The organism is Brumicola blandensis, assembly GCF_031846165.1.
Lineage (GTDB): Bacteria > Pseudomonadota > Gammaproteobacteria > Enterobacterales > Alteromonadaceae > Glaciecola > Glaciecola blandensis.
Genome location: NZ_JAVRIE010000002.1, coordinates 228,825 through 245,282, shown reverse-complemented (window position 1 = coordinate 245,282; position 16,458 = coordinate 228,825). Strand labels below are relative to the sequence as shown.

The following is a 16,458-nucleotide window of genomic DNA, read 5'->3' as shown; positions in this document are numbered from 1 at the left end:
ACAGTCTACTGTGGGCTTCGTTGCCAATGCGACTCACCTGCATTGGTGGGTCATAAATTGTATGTTTCTTTTTTTACAGCGCTCAGTACTTACGCTAAAAGCAAGTACTCACGCTAAAAGATGCTTAGGCGCATGGTTTTCTTGCGCTCACTACTTACAGAAAGCTATACAAAAGCAGTGCCAACAAATATTTACCAAGCTTTACAGATAGTTAGCTAAATAGATAATCACAAGCAATGAAAAAACGCACCATCACGGAACAAAAGTGCATCAAAAGTAAGCGTGCCTGACGATAGTCATCATTGAGTCGTATTTTAGAATGCTTTATTAAGCTTGTAATTCACCAGCCACTTGCTCGCCTTCAATCCAACTTGCAACACAAGACAAGTTATTATCGAGCAAAACGAAATCTGCGTTTTTGCCCACTGCAATTTCGCCTCTGTCATCAAAGCCAAGAAAGCGCGCTGGTGTATGACTGGCCATATTTAAAATTGATGGTAAGTCCTGACTAACGTGTGCAAACATATTGCGTACTGCGGAGGCCATATCCAAGCATGAGCCAGCAATGCTGCCGTCTTCCAACGTCAGTTTGTCACCATGACGAGTGATTGTAGAATCGAGCCACGGTAAGATATCTATGTCAGAGCCAACTTGCGCCATAGCATCAGTGACTAACATTAAACGCTCAGCACCGATGGTATGCAGTGCCAGTTTGCAATTGTAGGGGTGGACGTGGTGCATATCGACAATCAAACCAGACACCACTCGCTCATCCAGCAGTGCAGCTGCAATTAAGCCAGGCTCTCTTGCTGTTAAACCAGACATCGCATTATAAAGGTGGGTAAAGCCTGTCGCACCTGCTTCAATAGCCGAAATAGCTTGTTCAAGACTTGCCGCAGAATGCCCGAGTGACACAATCACACCTTCGGATACTAGCTCTCTAATTTGGTCACAGGTGACATTCTCTGCAGCCACGGTCAAGATAACTTTCCCTATATCTTTGCGGGTGACTATCGTCATTTCGGTATCTGATAAGGGGCGTACTTGTTGACCTGAATGGATGCCTCGCTTTGCGACACTCAGATGAGGCCCTTCAAAATGAATCCCAGCAATCCCTTTGATACCCTGCCGAATTGCTTGCGCTATAGAATCTGCTGCTTGCTGCATAGTCTGGGTGCTATCGGTGATCAAGGTTGGTAGCATGCTTGTTGTACCAAACTGAGAATGCCCGTTCATCATGGTTTCGAGCGCCTGCACACTTTGCTCATGATTAAACAATACGCCGCCGCCACCGTTTACTTGAGTGTCAATGAACCCTGGACTCACCAGCCCAGCAAGTTCAATATCATATGCGTTGCTATCTGGCGGCGCATTTAAGTGCTTTATCGCTGAAATGACACCATCGTCAACGGACAGAAGCATATGCGTTTGCAACTTCCCGTCGTACAACAATTTATGTGCATAATAACTGATCATATTATTCCTACTGCCCCTTTAAGATAATAGCCATACTCAGTTCCATTGGCGATCACGACATCGTTGAGCCCAGCTTACGAGTAAAATGAACAAAAAATACCTGCAATAAAATAAATAAGTTTGATTCGCGTCATTCCGTTAACGTAGCTGTGTATTCGAATACTGGACGATCTTTGAACACTATGCAATCAATGTATAAACAGTCCAAGATACCGCATAGGCAAGCAGACCATAAGCAACAAACACACCCCAAGCATAACGGTTTTTGCCCGTTTCGGCTTTGAGCGTCGCGACCGTTGCGACGCATTGCAGAGCAATCACATAAAATGCCATTAGTGCGATCCCTGAGGCAAGGGTAAGACCATCAGCTTGCAAGTTTGCCGCTAAGCCAGCTATGTTTTCATCCGCATTTTCAATGCTGAACATCGTTCCAAGTACACCTACGAACACCTCTCTAGCCAAAAAAGAGACCAAAATCGCTACCGCATAGCGCCAATCAATACCAAGAGGCTCGAAGATAGGCTCAACAAATTGACCGATTGTCGCTAGGTAGGAGTTTTGTAAATCGCCATTATTTGGAAAGTAACCGAGAACCCAAATCACCAGAGAGACAACAAAAATAATTGGCGCAGCACGTTTGATGAACTGTACACCACTGTTCAGCACCCTATAAAACAGAGGCTGCCAGTGCGGCAAACGGTAGGAAGGCAATTCTAGAATAAATGGCATATCGGTGTGTTGCTCAGACGTCGCAGTCATTTTATTTAAGACAGCGCTAACAACGAGCGCTGTCAAAATACCGAAAAAGTACAACACGAAAAACATTGCACCCTGCAAGTTAACCCAACCACCTAAATATTGAACATCCGGCACAAGAACCGCAATCAATAGTGCATAGACGGGTAATCGTGCTGAACATGACATTAGTGGTACGGTCATCATTGTTACAAAACGTTTGCGTGGAGATTCAATGGTTCGAGCAGCCAAAATAGCAGGAATAGCGCACGCATGCCCTGATAAATAGGGAATAAAGCTGCGGCCTGATAAGCCAAACAAACTCAAGGGCTTGTGGCATATCAAGGCTGCTCGAGCTAAATACCCACTATCTTCCAACAAACCAATTATCAGCGTGAGTACCATAATTTGTGGCACAAATACTAAAAATGCACCTAAGCCACCGAAAATGGCATCGACGACAAAATCATTGGCGACCCCCTCTCCGATAAAGCGAGTAAATAATCCTGCAAGCGCGCCGATTCCGGCCTCGGTTGCATCCATCAGAGGCGCGGCCCAGGTGAAAATACTCTGGAACAAAAAGAACATGATGACTAGAAAGGTGATTCCGCCAAAAACAGAGTTAAGCAACAAGCTGTCAATCTTGTTTTGTCTTTTTAAAACAATATCACTTTGTATCGCAAACTCTGACGCTAAGGTTTTACTGGCTTGCATCGCATTCAGCTGCTTGATTTCAGTCTCTTTCACCAAATAGTCTTGCGGTGTTGATGCAATTTTTGTTAGACCATGTTGTAACTCAGAAATACCTATCAGCGTTCTAGCTGAAATCGCAAACACTGGACTGCCAAGCTTCTCACTGAGCTTTTCTGTATCGATGAAGTGGTTAAAGCGTATGAGTTCGTCAATCATATTCAATGTGAAAACGACTGCTTTGTTATTCGCCTTGGCAATTGCCTGTACCTGCAAGGCAAACACCAAGGAGCGCTCCATACGCGTAGCATCAAGGTTACACAAAATCACTGATGTTTCTGGCGCTGCCATTGCTAACTGGAGTTGATCAATGGCAATAGATTCGTCTTTTGATAAAGACTTTAAAGAGTATGTCCCAGGGAAATCAACCACCTCAAAGTCGTCGAAGCGACCTGTTTTAAGCTCAACAGTCACACCTGGAAAATTAGCTACTTTTTGCTTGAGGCCTGTGAGTTGATTGAAAAGTAGACTTTTGCCGGAATTCGGTTTGCCGACGAGAATGATTTTTTGCATCTTATAACGCGCTTACTTGCACATGACTTGCAATACTTTGCTCCAATGAGTAAACACAATCGCCTAATTGTACGACCGTAGGCCCGTTAAATGCTGTACGCTTGATACACGTCACAAGCTCGCCTTCGGCAAAGCCCATTTCGTGCAATCGCATGGCAACATCTTCTTGCAAGCTTGCACTGAGCAATTTAATCGCGGCAGATTTTTTAGCGGGGATGTCCCAAACGGTCATTCAAGTCTCACTTCAGTTACTGTTTTTAAACGAACCACCCTCTAATGGGAATAGTTCTTATTTACATTTAAGTTTATAGCAAAACAAAAAAATGTCCAGACAGAAGCTTGATACAGCTCAATAAAAGTATTCAACAGTATTAATTGAAACGAAAAAAGGTAGCGAGTATGCACTCGCTACCTGTTATTTAAAAAGTGATTTATTAAAGGTTGACTGGCTTACGCACGATCACGTCGATACTGGCAAACTCTCTGACCTCAAATGAAGCAGCGTCGAATGGTGGTAGACCATACATGCCAACATTGTTACTGAAGCCATAGCCATCTTGCGGTAAACCCATCGCATTGATATCCATTTGACCATTACTGTTTAAGTCATGGATAAGCATTAATGCGTAAGTGCCATCAGCAAGACCGTCAAAGTTAAGAGTGACGGTATCAGCATCGGCCTCCACAGTAGCGTATTTCAAAGGTTGTGTTTTGTTGGTGTAAGCTTCTTCTGAGTCATAGATTGCCACCATAAGCTGACCAACTGGACGCTCAATGTCGATAAAGTTAACTTCTAGCTCACTAGCTTGAACTGTTGTTGCGCCAAAAATAAGAGTTGAAGCTAAAAGAGTTGTTTGTAAAAGAGTATTTAAAGTTTTCATTTGTCGTTTCCTGTTGTTAGTTGACAGGATTAGAATATCGCGACGACAAATTTGGTGAATGTGCCAGAGGTACTTTTCTTTTTTTATGACTTTTGGGCTATTGGCGATCTACTGAAATTTCTGCTCGAAGGTCATCGCTCGATTAACCCTGCTTTTTTGTTGTTGAGTATTACCAATGTCTGCAGGATTAATTGAACGGTGCACTGCCGCGATGACGTCATCGCCGTCACAGTAGGACTGTTGTTTGACTAAGCAAGCTTCAGTGCTCACATCTTTGCAGAATTCGAATCGAGTTTGCTTTGGCGTATCCGTCTCAACAAACGCTCCATCAACCTTTGAAAAATCCCATTTTTCGATTGCTCTTTTGGCCGCCTGAGCGAAGCCTTTATCAGTTGCTTTGACAACGCGAACATCTTTAACTTCATTTGATGGTGTTACAATATACTTCACGGTTGCACATCCAGATGTACTATTGCTCGATGCTCTGCTTGGATAGCGAAGTGTGTCTCGCTCTACTGAAGCCCAAGCATCAGGCTTATTCTGTGTAGGAATTGAATTTTCATGATATGAAGAATCCGCAGATTCATAGGCAGCTAAAGACTGTGTTGCTATTAAGGTTGATGCACATCCTAGTGCAAAAATGACGGCTAAATTTTTCACTTTAAATTCCTTGTGAATTGATTAAATAATAAACGATCCTTCGTTAGACAATAGTGCAACAACCCTTGGCTGTCAATGTTGGTTGTCAAAAAGTAAAAGGGCTCAGAAGCTTAAGTTATCTAGCTTTTGAGCCTGGATTGCGACTTAGTAAGGCTTTAAAATTTCGTGTCGAAGGTAATGCCGAATACATTTGATAGACCATCTCCACCAAGGTACTGACGCGCGCTCAAACCAACAGAAAAGCTTTCCATGTGATATCCGAGCTTTCCACCGATGAAGAAACCACCATCAATATCGATATCTTCAGTACTGCAATCTGAGCAATTCGCAATCGAGCGTTCAGAGCCGAACACTCCCGTTAAACCGCCTTGCAGAATAGCTGATGCACGGTCGTTCTCGCCAAATTTCCACTCATATCCAGAAGCCAGTGTAAAACCGATGGCCGATGCATCCGATGATTCAACAGAAACGTCGCCATCATTTAGTAAGCCGTCGCCAACGACGAGTTGGCTAAACTCTTCGTTATCATCATAGAGAATAAAATCTAAGCTAGCCGAAGTGATAAAAGAAGATGAGCGATAATTAACTCCTAAACCGATTAATAACGCTTTGTCTTCGATACCCTCTTGAAGCGCTGTATCAGAGTCGAAACTTACTGATGAAAACTCAGCACCATAGCTCCAACCGTTTGGAGAGTATAAGTGGGTAGTATTTTCATTTTGAGCAAAAGACGGGGCACTAAACATGGCAAATATAGCTGCCGCTAAAACTGCTTTACGCATGGTAAAACTTCCTTGTGGTAAATTGTTGAATGGTTTTTGAGATGAATTCTCTACACAGATTCAATAGATTCAGGTTTATATAAATTCAGGCCCAATGAACTCAGTAACTGCGCCAAAAGCGTCATTGCTTTTTAGGACGTTACTTACCATCATTGAACCTTCTAGTAATGATAGAATAAACAGCGCTTTATTTCGAGCAATTGTTTCCGTAGAACTCACACTCAACTTAACAGCTTCTTGAAGCCACTCGAGATTCTTTTCAAAGAAGATTTTTGTATTCAGCTTTACTTTTTCAGGCAGTGCATCTGACTCAGCGCCAAATAGACCACAAAGACACATTAGTTGGTCTTTTTCCAAGGCATGCCTGAAAACCCGAATGTATTCCGCTATCGGTTTTTTACCTTGTTTCAATAAATCGCTTGGTGAACCAAGTGCAATAAAGAAATTCTCCGTATAACGCTTCGCTAGTTCAGCACCAAGGTCTTCTTTAGTCGGAAAGTGGTAGTGAACGCTTGCACTTTTAATACCAACCTCTGCCGCCAATTCTCGAAAGCTAAAATTACTGTAGCCACCGATCCTTGCCTTCGTTTCTGCTGCGTTTAATAGTGCTTCTCTTTTGTTCATCAGTGCTTACCTTTCATTTAGTACATACTTGCTATGGCTCACAGGCAAGTTTACACTAGTTTACCTATCAGTAGATATAGAATTAAAAAGCCATGCATACGCAAGCGTCGAAGAAAACAATAGGAAACAAAAATAAACAAGCAAACGTTGCCATTATTGGTGCGGGCCTAGCCGGTTTGTATAGTGCTTATTTGTTGGCGCAACGGAATATATCTGTTGATGTGTATGAAGCTAAGACAAGTCTGGGCGGCAGAATAATGGGCGTAGAAACACAGGCGTCTGACTACCTGCTTGATATGGGCCCTTCGTGGATTTTTCCTCATCAATCTCAGATACAAACACTTGTCGCAGAATTAGGCTTGACACTGAAAAACCAATTCGCCGAGGGTGATGCATTGTTTCAGCAACATCCCAGCGTGCCAGTTCGACAAATTAGCGGCGTTGCGCCACCTGATATGTATCAAATCGTGGGTGGTACTTATTCTCTGATTGACGCATTAATAAAAGCGATTCAAAAACAACAAGTGGGCGATTGCCAAATAAACTTAGCGAATAACAGCAAAGTAGTAAACTGCAAAGCTACCGATAATGAAAAGGTAGGAGGGGCAGGTTGGGAACTGACGATTGAAAAGACATCTAGCGGCCAAAAGACTAAAGCGATATCTGAGTACAAGCAGGTAATTTTTGCTGCGCCACCGCGAATTATTGCGCCAATAGTCAGCAGTTTTTTGGATAAAACCAAAGCCGACGGCCACAGTACTTTCGATGGTTTAGAGCAGACCCTTCGCAAAACACCGACATGGATGGCAGCTCAGGCGAAGTTCGCTTGTGAGTTTGTTAGCGCTTCTTGGCGAAAACGAAAGCTATCCGGCCAAGCTTTCAGCCAAGCTGGTCCATTGGTTGAAATTCATGATGCCGGACATGATGCAAGCTCAGATGAGGCTCCATCAGTGCACGCCCTGTTTGGCTTTGTTGGCCTACCTGCAAAGCAAAGGCTAGGCTTGAGTGAGCAGCAAATTGTTGATGCTTGCCAAGCTCAAATGATAAAGATTTTCGATATCGATAAAAGTGAGTGTATACAATTTCATTACCAAGACTGGGCTAAAGATGAATGGGTAGCCACTGCAGCAGATCAAGCTGAAGCATCTCAACACCCGAATATTGATTTGAGTAAATGGCAAGATCAACTCGATGCCATAAATCTATACTTTGCGTGCAGTGAGTTTTCGCCTATCGACGCGGGTTATATGGAGGGTGCGATTGTTGCGAGCCAGCGTGCTATCGCAGCACTCGTGACTCGCTAAGATAAGTCGCCTTAGGCGCTATGATGTTGGCTTTTCTGCCAATATAAGACTAATGATCTTCCATCCCGGCTTAGGTTTGATTTCACTTGATGTCGTATAAATCTGAAGTCGTCCTTCTGTATCGATAGCGCATAGCGGTAAGCAGCGCTCTTTGTACTGTTCCTTGTATGCCTCAAAACTGAAGCTTTCAGTGATACCGGTTGTTTTAATTTGAGCACCTTTCGCTGTGTAGCCAGCTAAACGTCCGTAAGTGAGGTCGTCCGCAAAAAGACCCAGTTTTTTATTATACGACTCTGAAACTTGATGACTCGGTCGCTGTTGCGATTCATTATTACTTAAACCAAGCACCGAGCCTTTGCCCATCTCATGCTCGAAGTGATACGTCACCAATGGGTTTAACTGACGATAAGGTGACATGACTAACACTTTACCAAAGCCGTTAAGATCTAACATTCGAGATGCGTGTTCCGACATAGGGTTGCCAAAATAGGTGGGTACGCCATCCATTCTGGCTAATTTAATGGTTTCCCAGTTGGTATCTGCCAGACAAACGGTAATATTATGAGTCATTAATTCTTGCGCAAACATACGACTGAACTGAGCCCCACCAAAAATCAGATAACCATTAGGTGCCGGTGCTCGAATTCCTAAGTACTGTGCTAATTTAGCGCTGCTTAGACTTTGCGCAACTACCGTGGTGATGATAATCAAAAAGACCATAGGCACAAGCATTTCAGCTTGCGCAAATTCCAGTGATTCTAATTTTAAGGAGAACAGTGCAGACACGGCAGCGGCAACAATCCCTCTCGGTGCAATCCAACTCAGAAGAGCCAGTTCACGCCAGTTTAACCCCGTGCCGAATGAGGATAAGAATACGCCTAAAGGGCGAGCGATAAACATAACGGCCAGCAGAACGAAAATAGCGCCCCACCCTACATTCATGATGGCATTTAGCTCAATTCTAGACGCCAGCAGAATAAACAAACCTGAAATTAATAAGACACTCAATGTCTCTTTAAACTCCAGAATATCGTCGACATCTACGTCTTTCATATTCGCCATCCACATACCCATAATCGTCACGGTCAATAAACCTGATTCATGAGCCATGACATTTGAAATAGCAAAGGCACCTAGCATGATAGTGAGCACTGCAGTATTAGTAAGATAGTGAGGTATCCAATGGTTGCGAAGGGCTAAACCAAGGAAATACCCTGCCGCAATCCCAATACCAAAACCAATAGATACGGTTAAACCAAAGGCATAAATGGTGTGGGAAACAGCATCTTGCGCTGACACAATATATTCAAAAACCAGCACCGCAAGAAGTGCGCCTATTGGGTCGATGACGATCCCTTCCCACCTAAGAATATTTGAAATCTTAGCGCTAGGACGAACAGTGCGTAACATCGGCACAATCACGGTCGGCCCAGTAACAGTTACAATGGCGCCGAGCAAAAAGGACATTTCCCACGACATGCCAAGGGCGAAGTGAGCGACCGGCGATACCACCACAAAAGTCACCAGAGTGCCCACCGTGCACAAGTTTCGGACCATAGAACCATGACCGCTGAGGTCGCTAGTTTTGAGCGTTAACGCACCTTCAAAAAGAATAATAGCTACCGACAAGGAAACGATGGGAAACAGTAGGTCTCCAAACAAGCTATCTGCATTAATAACGCCAGTAACAGGACCCGCAACAATACCCACAATTAATAAAGGTAAAATGGCAGGAACACGAATTTTAAAGGCAAAATATTGGCAAGCAATAGAGAGCAAACCAACAATAACGAGCGGGATGAGCGGGTCGTCCAAAACACCTAACCTTTTAGAAAATTTGAGATTAATGCGCTAGTTATAACGCAATATCAACAAGTAGTCTTGTATTTGTTAGCTAAGTTACTCGCCCAACTTAGAAATGCTTTGCATAATCCATTGCTTCAACTGCATCTCACCAAGGCCACCAGAAATACGGTCTATCTCGCGCCCCTTATGAAAGAATATCAGAGTAGGAATAGATCGGATGACTGCATCAGCAGAAACCGAGGGTGCGTTTTCAGTATTCACTTTTGCGAACAAAATACTGTCAGATTCCGAAGCAACTTTTTCAAATGTTGGCGCCATCGCTTTACAGGGGCCGCACCAGCTTGCCCAAAAATCAACAATAACAGGTAAATCATTCTTTTCGATATAACGATAGAAAGTATTATCGTTAAGATCAATCGGACTATTTGAATAGATAGGTTCCTGACATTTACCGCACTTCGCAGCGCTAATATCTTTATCATCTGGACTTCGATTAATTGCGCCGCAATGGCTGCAAACTAAATGCATACGCCTCTCCTTAAACATCTTTATGTAAATCAGGTTTAACTAACAAGACCGGGTTAATAGCCAAAAAACATTCAAATACATACCTTAGTTAGTTTTAAATGCTTGCTTGGCTGATTTAATTTTGCTTATGATATCGCAAATTGTCGGAGTAACTTAGTACAAATGAATCTCAAAACCACACTTCTATTAGGCGCACTTTCTGCTGCTCCGGTCTTAGCACAAGAGTCTGAGGTCGACTTTATGGTCGAGTTAATGAAAAGCAATGGTACGCTAGTAGATTCGGCGAGTTGTCTTGGGATTAGCGCAGATAAGTTCGAAACGGCGATTAGGATCGTTATGCCAGAATGCTTAAAGAAACATGGATTCGACAATGAAGAGACCATGGAGTTTTGCATGATGGAGGGACTAAGCCAGAAAACCGGTGTAAATAAGAGAAAACTCGACCACTGTGCTGATGAGTCAGACAGACAAGTCGAAATGGCAAGCCAAGATGAAATGGAAACGGCTATGGATGCAATGCGTCGCTCAAGCGAAAGTACGCTAGACCTTATTACGCTTCCTATTTATCCTCAGAGTAAAGTCATGATGCACATGACCACTGGGATTATCATGCCGACTTTGGAAGGAAAAGTACAAGCGTTGCCCGCAGCCACCTTTGAAAGTGACGATGAGCCAGACAAAGTGCTCGCATTCTACCAAACGAAATTACCTGACTATAAAGTGAAGAAGTTAGTTCAAGGCGAAATTTTGCTGATGCCAACTTTCCCTGAAAGCTTCAACTTAATGGAAGACTATCACTTTTATATGACTACCGAACACGTGATGATCCGCAAGCACTCAGGCAAGACCATGATCGAAATTGCCTACAAACCAAAGTAGTGGCTGGAAGTTTCAGTATAAAGCCATACTCTTAGCGTAAATAATAGACGTCTATCACTCAATGAATGTTGCAAAGTTGTTACTTTGTAGCACAATTCTAAAACACGAGTGAACTTGAAATAACTACTGCTTAGGAGCGCATCATGCTGAAACTCTATGGATTCGACGTTAGCAATTATCACAATATGCTGAAATTGGCGATGGCCTTAAAAGGCATCGATTATGAACAAGTCACCACATATCCAAACCAAAGCCCCGAATATCTGAGTATATGCCCAACCGGTAAAGTGCCGGCACTGCAAACTAGTCAGGGCGTATTGATTGAAACGAATGTCATCATGGAGTTCTTGGATGAGCTTAGCGACACACAGCCTCTCTATCCAACAGATAGCTATGAAAAAGCCAGAGTGAAAGAACTCGTCAAAATGGTTGAACTTTACATCGAGTTACCTGCTAGACGTTGCCACACAGAGGCTTTCTGGGGTGTACCAGTGCATGAAAATACAAAAAAAGAAGTTAAACGCGCTTTGTACAATGGCATGCAATCGCTTGCGAGAGCTGCATCCTTCAAGCCCTATTTAGCGGGCAATACCTTGAGTGCTGCTGACATCTTCTTCCTATATTCAGTTGATTTAGCATCGTCGGTGGCCAAGAAACTATTCGACATTGATTTACTGGCGGAAGCCCCTGGTGCAAAGGAACTTATGGTAAAACTAAATGCCCTTCCAGAAGTACAAAAGATAGCAGAAGAACGGAAAGCAGCCACGCCTGCATTTCATGCATATCTGGAAAAAGCGTTCGCACAGAAATAGCGAGCGCCATTCCTGCTGTTATCGTCATTCCTGCTGTTATCGTCATTCCTGCTGTTATCGTCATTCCTGCTGTTATTGTCATTCCTGCTGTTATCGTCATTCCTGCTGTTATCGTCATTCCTGCTGTTATCGTCATTCCTGCGAAGGCAGGAATCCCAATCAGCAACATGCAATTACACATTTTTGATTGTTCTTTTTAGCAATACTGGCATCATGTTATCAAACGAAAGAAAAGACCAATCTTCATGAAAAAATGGCAAAAGATAGCGCTAAAGGTCGTATTGGCGCTTTCTATCACTACAACTAGCATCTATATTTTCGCTCCTTGGGAATATGGTCTTTACTATGTCAAACCAGTACCCGAGACCATTGAAGAGGAAATACAATTAGCCACCGAGCATGGCTTGGATGGCATGATTGTGTATGTTGATGAAGGAAATAAAGAGCCTCGCACATATGCTAGCGGTTGGCACAACAGAGACCAAAAAATTCCGGCGTATGGCAACGCACTTTTTAAGATTGCGAGTATCGCTAAGCTATACGACGCAAGCGCGGTAGCTAAACTCGCAGCAGCCAATGTACTCGATTTAGAAAAGACTCTTGGAAGTTATCTGCCTGAGCTAAGTTCACGTATCGAGAACGCTGACCAAATTACCTTACGAATGATGGTGCAGCATCGCAGCGGCATTCCAAACTTCACTGATCAAGAAGGTTTTAATTGGGCATCGAATTCACTTGATGCTCTCGATTTAGTGCTAGACAAGCCAGCAGACTTTTTGCCCGGTGAAGACTATGCGTATTCCAACACTAATTACCTGCTACTAGAGAACATAATGAGCTCTGCATTGGGTTATGAGTATACCGACTATATTAGAAATGAAATTCTTCTACCCTTAGGGCTGCAAGATACCTATTTCTCTATCCACGACGTTCCGAAAAAAGAGCTAATGAGTGGCTATTACGTCGGCTCTGACGAGGATTTTAAACACTTGGACCAAGGATACGTTGCTAGTGCACAAAACGTCGGAGTATTTCTGAGAGCACTCAACGATGGGAGCTTGTTTACAGAAAAGGAAAACCAAATATATCGTGACTTGTACGAATATAATCATACGGGTTGGGTGCTGGGCTACTCCAGCATCGCGCGGTATCATAAAGACAGTGATACCGTCTTAATTCAGTTTACTAACACCACTGGCGACGATAGGATTTTACTGACCCAGATTGTGTACTCACGTCTTCTGAGCATACTACACAATTGACGTTTAACGCTCCCTTCGTCGCATGGGCATGCCATCGATATCGCGAAAGACTTCATTCAGTAAAAGCCCATCATAGCTGGCTTTACCACCACCGTCTAAACCAATCAAAATGGTATGATAATCTGCTAGCCGTACTTTAACATCTTGCACTATTGAGTCTTCCAACGCCCCAACAAACTGCCCGCCTGTCCACATGCGCACCTTGTTTGACTGCAAAATGAAGACGACAAGCTTGCGGTCTACTAAGGCTAGTTGTTTGGAGGCTAATTCGGTAAGTAGTTCGTCGGTCTGAGCATGGCTGACACTGTTGACTATAAGAAGGCGATACTGCCATCTTAATTCATTCAATGATGAGAGTTCAGAGGTTCCGGTCTGACTTCGAGACTTCAACGCCTTGGTTTCAGGGCTAAACACTAAAACACTCAGCAAAACTGCTAAACAGGTAGCGCCACTGAAAATAGTAAATATTTTGTTTATCATGAAAAAAGGCCAAGTTGGTCTACTAGAATGTAATACATATTGCTGATTTTTACGTATATTGCAGCGTCTGGATTCAAAAGGAATGACATGAGTCTTAAAAAGTACTTAGGAATACACAGAATATTTCTGTTTTGTTGTTTTACATTTTTCACTTTTTGCAGCCAAGCGCAAGATGCTTCTGTCGAGAATACAGACGAGCAGCCATTGGCAGAATCAAGAGCAACAGGACCTCACATTCGCGTCGCTTTGTTAAGTGAAGACCAAGCGCTCGTGCCAAATACTCAGCAGTACTTGGCGATCGAAGTTCAACCGGACCCTGAGTGGCATACCTATTGGCTAAATCCTGGCGATAGCGGTGAGCCGCCTAAAGTGACTTGGTCTGAAAATACAGAAACACTCAGCTTTGGCGACATTCAATGGCCAACACCAAGCGCAATTCCTGTCGCGCATTTGGTCAATTATGGCTATAGCGGCCAACATTTACTGATCGTACCAATCAACAGCACAGACTCCTTGCGAGCGCACGACAGCGTCAAGATCAGCGCGGCTCTCTCTTGGCTGGTTTGTAAAGAGGATTGCATTCCGGGTTGGGCAACATTGCACCTGCAATTGCCCGTTGACACTCAAACCAACAAGACACCTGACGCTCCACTTTTTGAAAAAACAAGGACCACACTCCCCTCCGAAATTGAACTAAGTAGTCACTATGAAATAAACGAAGACACTATTGCTATCAAGTTTTCACTCGCAGATATAAATAGCTTGAATACGCTAAACGACGCCCCTTGGGAAGTCTTTCCAGAGCGAAACGACCTTATTGATCATGCGGCACAACAGCAACAAATCGTGACCAACAATGCTGTCAGCGTGCTATTGAAGCGCTCCGCATACTTTGATCCATCAAGTATGACAGAGGAATCAAACACATTACGATTCTTAGTCAAGCAAGGTGAGAAAGCGTATTATCTGAACAGCGAGCCAAACACTCAGCTTAGTGAAGCTGCCACGCTAAGTGGTATTGCCTTATTGGGTATCTTAGGTTTCGCTTTTCTTGGTGGACTCATCCTAAATGTGATGCCCTGTGTGTTACCCATTTTGTCTATCAAAGCCCTAGCTATGCAACAAGAGCACACCGGCCTACTTCAAAAAAGTGCTTATTTCCTGGGTGTAGTCGTCAGTTTTAATGCCTTTGCTATTCTGATTATTTTACTCCAACAAGGCGGCGAGCAATTGGGTTGGGGCTTTCACATGCAATCACCCTTAGTAATATGGTTACTGGCCTTCTTGTTTACGTTTATTGCACTAGTACTGCTTGATCTTTTCACTATCGGTACCCGAATGGCTGGATTTGGTAATGGCCTGGTGGCAGGAAACAATGCTCAAAGTCATTTTTTCACTGGCGTGCTCGCCGTTATCGTCGCTTCCCCTTGCACTGCTCCTTTCATGGCAGCCGCGCTGGGCGTTGCACTGGTCAGTGAGCCTTATGTGACTGTGTTAATTTTCAATGCACTTGCTATCGGTTTCGCTTTGCCACTCACCTTGTTATTCGCGTCAGAAAGGTTACGCAACTACTTTCCAAAACCAGGCAATTGGATGGTCACGTTTAAGCATTTCTTGGCCTTCCCAATGTTTTTTACTGTTGCATGGTTAGCATGGGTCTTTGCCAGCCAACAAGGTACAGAAGCTCAGTTTATCTTGCTTCTATCACTCATTCTCTTTGCCCTATTTGCTTGGTTGATGACAAAAACTCGCCTGCCGTGGTTATATTGCGCATTAATGATATTGCTTGTTGCACTTCCACTGACACCGGCAAGCACCGTATTAACGGCCACAACAGCTAAAGTGACCGATGTACTGCCGCAAAACTCAATCGATTTCAACGCTGACACGCTAGAGCAACTTAAAGCTGAACAAAAAGTCGTACTAGTGAATATGACAGCCGATTGGTGTATTACCTGCAAAGTGAATGAACAAGTTGCACTGAACACCCAAGCGGTTAGCTCAGCATTAACAGAAGATAATGTCACTTACATGGTAGGTGATTGGACAAACAAGAATGATGAGATCCTAAACTATCTTAAACGCTATGAAAGAGCTGGCGTTCCATTGTATGTGGTCTATGCAGGAACAAATTCGTATACAGTTTTACCCCAAATGTTAAGCCCTGGTATCGTTGTAAATGCCCTTAAACAAGCCCAAGAGGAACTTTCAAATGTCTATTAAACGTATAATATCAATCGGATTAGCGCTGGTATTAAGTGCCAATGTCAATGCAGCGAAAATTGAAGATGCTGCGCCTACTTTTACGCTGCAAAATAGCCAAGGTGAGGCAGTTAGCCTATCAAACTACAAAGGTAAATATGTCATCCTAGAATGGACTAACCATCAATGTCCCTATGTTGTTAAACACTACGGCAGTGATAATATGCAATCACTACAGAAGAAATATACTGACGAAGATGTAGTTTGGTTATCCATTATCTCTTCAGCACCTGGCAAACAAGGCTATGTAAGCGCAGATGAGGCTAATCAGTTAAGCGCTGATAGAAATGCTGCCCCCACACATGTTCTTTTCGATCCAGAAGGTGATGTGGGTAAAATGTATGCCGCTAAAACGACACCGCATATGTATATCATCGATCCAGAAGGCGAGTTACGATATGCCGGCGCTATCGATAGTATTAAGTCGGCAAACCCCGCGGACATTCCCAAAGCAGTCAACTATGTCAATGCAAGTATGGACGCTCTAAACTCAGGAAAATCACCTGAAAAAATACTCACACCTCCATATGGTTGTTCAATTAAATACAAAAGCTAAATTAATACAAATACTAAAGCAAAGCATGCGGCTGCTCGATTGATGCAGCCGCACTTGCTATTGAAGACGCTGAAACCAAGAAAAACTCATCACAGCTGGGTATTGTCGAGATATTTCAAGCTGAACGATACAAAATTCATTCGATTGT

At 43.4% G+C, this 16,458-nt stretch carries 16 protein-coding genes; 6 read left to right on the top strand and 10 right to left on the bottom strand.

Annotated features, from left to right (window positions below; genetic code table 11):
- Positions 1-327: 327 nt before the first annotated feature.
- The 7 genes from nagA to RM544_RS06310 all read right to left on the bottom strand — a co-directional run bounded on the left by nagA (position 328) and on the right by RM544_RS06310 (position 6,421).
- Positions 328-1,476: an N-acetylglucosamine-6-phosphate deacetylase gene (gene nagA, locus RM544_RS06340; protein ID WP_311360930.1), complete on the bottom strand. Its 1,149-nt coding sequence runs from the start codon at positions 1,474-1,476 to the stop codon at positions 328-330.
- Positions 1,477-1,656: 180 nt separating this feature from the next.
- Positions 1,657-3,474 (bottom strand): ferrous iron transporter B, encoded by a 1,818-nt coding sequence (gene feoB, locus RM544_RS06335; protein ID WP_311360929.1) that lies wholly within the window; start codon positions 3,472-3,474, stop codon positions 1,657-1,659.
- Position 3,475: 1 nt separating this feature from the next.
- A complete protein-coding gene (locus RM544_RS06330) occupies positions 3,476-3,706 on the bottom strand; it encodes a FeoA family protein (protein WP_311360928.1) in 231 nt (76 codons plus the stop codon).
- Positions 3,707-3,908: 202 nt separating this feature from the next.
- Positions 3,909-4,355: a DUF2141 domain-containing protein gene (locus RM544_RS06325; RefSeq protein ID WP_311360927.1), complete on the bottom strand. Its 447-nt coding sequence runs from the start codon at positions 4,353-4,355 to the stop codon at positions 3,909-3,911.
- 108 nt (positions 4,356-4,463) lie between these two features.
- The gene (locus tag RM544_RS06320; RefSeq protein WP_311360926.1) at positions 4,464-5,015 is read right to left on the bottom strand and encodes an energy transducer TonB; all 552 of its coding nucleotides are present in this window, start codon (positions 5,013-5,015) and stop codon (positions 4,464-4,466) included.
- A gap of 155 nt (positions 5,016-5,170) precedes the next feature.
- Positions 5,171-5,797: a hypothetical protein gene (locus tag RM544_RS06315; protein WP_311360925.1), complete on the bottom strand. Its 627-nt coding sequence runs from the start codon at positions 5,795-5,797 to the stop codon at positions 5,171-5,173.
- Between the two features lie 75 nt (positions 5,798-5,872).
- A complete protein-coding gene (locus RM544_RS06310; protein WP_311360924.1) occupies positions 5,873-6,421 on the bottom strand; it encodes a TetR/AcrR family transcriptional regulator in 549 nt (182 codons plus the stop codon).
- A gap of 92 nt (positions 6,422-6,513) precedes the next feature.
- On the opposite strand from RM544_RS06310, the gene RM544_RS06305 reads away from it, so the two are divergent.
- The gene (locus tag RM544_RS06305; protein WP_311360923.1) at positions 6,514-7,725 is read left to right on the top strand and encodes a flavin monoamine oxidase family protein; all 1,212 of its coding nucleotides are present in this window, start codon (positions 6,514-6,516) and stop codon (positions 7,723-7,725) included.
- Between the two features lie 18 nt (positions 7,726-7,743).
- On the opposite strand, the gene RM544_RS06300 is transcribed toward RM544_RS06305, so the two are convergent.
- Positions 7,744-9,540, bottom strand: a complete 1,797-nt coding sequence (locus RM544_RS06300; RefSeq protein ID WP_311360922.1) for a cation:proton antiporter — start codon at positions 9,538-9,540, stop codon at positions 7,744-7,746.
- A gap of 84 nt (positions 9,541-9,624) precedes the next feature.
- A complete protein-coding gene (gene trxC, locus RM544_RS06295; protein WP_311360921.1) occupies positions 9,625-10,059 on the bottom strand; it encodes a thioredoxin TrxC in 435 nt (144 codons plus the stop codon).
- Between the two features lie 162 nt (positions 10,060-10,221).
- Between trxC and RM544_RS06290 the strand changes: the two genes are divergently transcribed.
- The 3 genes from RM544_RS06290 (at position 10,222) to RM544_RS06280 (ending at position 13,012) form a co-directional block, all read left to right on the top strand.
- On the top strand, positions 10,222-10,938 hold the full coding sequence (locus RM544_RS06290; RefSeq protein ID WP_311360920.1) for a hypothetical protein: 717 nt from the start codon (positions 10,222-10,224) through the stop codon (positions 10,936-10,938).
- A 143-nt stretch (positions 10,939-11,081) separates the two neighbouring features.
- The gene (locus tag RM544_RS06285) at positions 11,082-11,750 is read left to right on the top strand and encodes a glutathione S-transferase family protein (protein WP_311360919.1); all 669 of its coding nucleotides are present in this window, start codon (positions 11,082-11,084) and stop codon (positions 11,748-11,750) included.
- A gap of 245 nt (positions 11,751-11,995) precedes the next feature.
- Positions 11,996-13,012, top strand: a complete 1,017-nt coding sequence (locus tag RM544_RS06280; RefSeq protein ID WP_311360918.1) for a serine hydrolase domain-containing protein — start codon at positions 11,996-11,998, stop codon at positions 13,010-13,012.
- A gap of 3 nt (positions 13,013-13,015) precedes the next feature.
- On the opposite strand, the gene RM544_RS06275 is transcribed toward RM544_RS06280, so the two are convergent.
- Positions 13,016-13,492, bottom strand: a complete 477-nt coding sequence (locus RM544_RS06275) for a DUF4174 domain-containing protein (protein WP_311360917.1) — start codon at positions 13,490-13,492, stop codon at positions 13,016-13,018.
- 87 nt (positions 13,493-13,579) lie between these two features.
- Here RM544_RS06275 and RM544_RS06270 point away from each other — a divergent pair, with 87 nt between their 5' ends.
- Positions 13,580-15,715, top strand: coding sequence for a protein-disulfide reductase DsbD family protein (locus RM544_RS06270; RefSeq protein WP_311360916.1), 2,136 nt, complete (start codon positions 13,580-13,582; stop codon positions 15,713-15,715).
- The gene (locus RM544_RS06265) at positions 15,705-16,310 is read left to right on the top strand and encodes a redoxin domain-containing protein (RefSeq protein WP_311360915.1); all 606 of its coding nucleotides are present in this window, start codon (positions 15,705-15,707) and stop codon (positions 16,308-16,310) included. Before RM544_RS06270 ends, RM544_RS06265 begins: the two co-directional genes overlap by 11 nt.
- Positions 16,311-16,458 lie beyond the last annotated feature (148 nt).

Excerpts from the sequence above, each read along its gene's own strand:
- nagA (WP_311360930.1), bottom strand. The coding sequence starts at position 1,476 with ATGATCAGTTATTATGCACATAAATTGTTGTACGACGGGAAGTTGCAA.
- feoB (WP_311360929.1), bottom strand. The coding sequence starts at position 3,474 with ATGCAAAAAATCATTCTCGTCGGCAAACCGAATTCCGGCAAAAGTCTA.
- RM544_RS06330 (WP_311360928.1), bottom strand. The coding sequence starts at position 3,706 with ATGACCGTTTGGGACATCCCCGCTAAAAAATCTGCCGCGATTAAATTG.
- RM544_RS06325 (WP_311360927.1), bottom strand. The coding sequence starts at position 4,355 with ATGAAAACTTTAAATACTCTTTTACAAACAACTCTTTTAGCTTCAACT.
- RM544_RS06315 (WP_311360925.1), bottom strand. The coding sequence starts at position 5,797 with ATGCGTAAAGCAGTTTTAGCGGCAGCTATATTTGCCATGTTTAGTGCC.
- RM544_RS06310 (WP_311360924.1), bottom strand. The coding sequence starts at position 6,421 with ATGAACAAAAGAGAAGCACTATTAAACGCAGCAGAAACGAAGGCAAGG.
- RM544_RS06305 (WP_311360923.1), top strand. The coding sequence starts at position 6,514 with ATGCATACGCAAGCGTCGAAGAAAACAATAGGAAACAAAAATAAACAA.
- trxC (WP_311360921.1), bottom strand. The coding sequence starts at position 10,059 with ATGCATTTAGTTTGCAGCCATTGCGGCGCAATTAATCGAAGTCCAGAT.
- RM544_RS06290 (WP_311360920.1), top strand. The coding sequence starts at position 10,222 with ATGAATCTCAAAACCACACTTCTATTAGGCGCACTTTCTGCTGCTCCG.
- RM544_RS06285 (WP_311360919.1), top strand. The coding sequence starts at position 11,082 with ATGCTGAAACTCTATGGATTCGACGTTAGCAATTATCACAATATGCTG.
- RM544_RS06280 (WP_311360918.1), top strand. The coding sequence starts at position 11,996 with ATGAAAAAATGGCAAAAGATAGCGCTAAAGGTCGTATTGGCGCTTTCT.
- RM544_RS06275 (WP_311360917.1), bottom strand. The coding sequence starts at position 13,492 with ATGATAAACAAAATATTTACTATTTTCAGTGGCGCTACCTGTTTAGCA.
- RM544_RS06270 (WP_311360916.1), top strand. The coding sequence starts at position 13,580 with ATGAGTCTTAAAAAGTACTTAGGAATACACAGAATATTTCTGTTTTGT.
- RM544_RS06265 (WP_311360915.1), top strand. The coding sequence starts at position 15,705 with ATGTCTATTAAACGTATAATATCAATCGGATTAGCGCTGGTATTAAGT.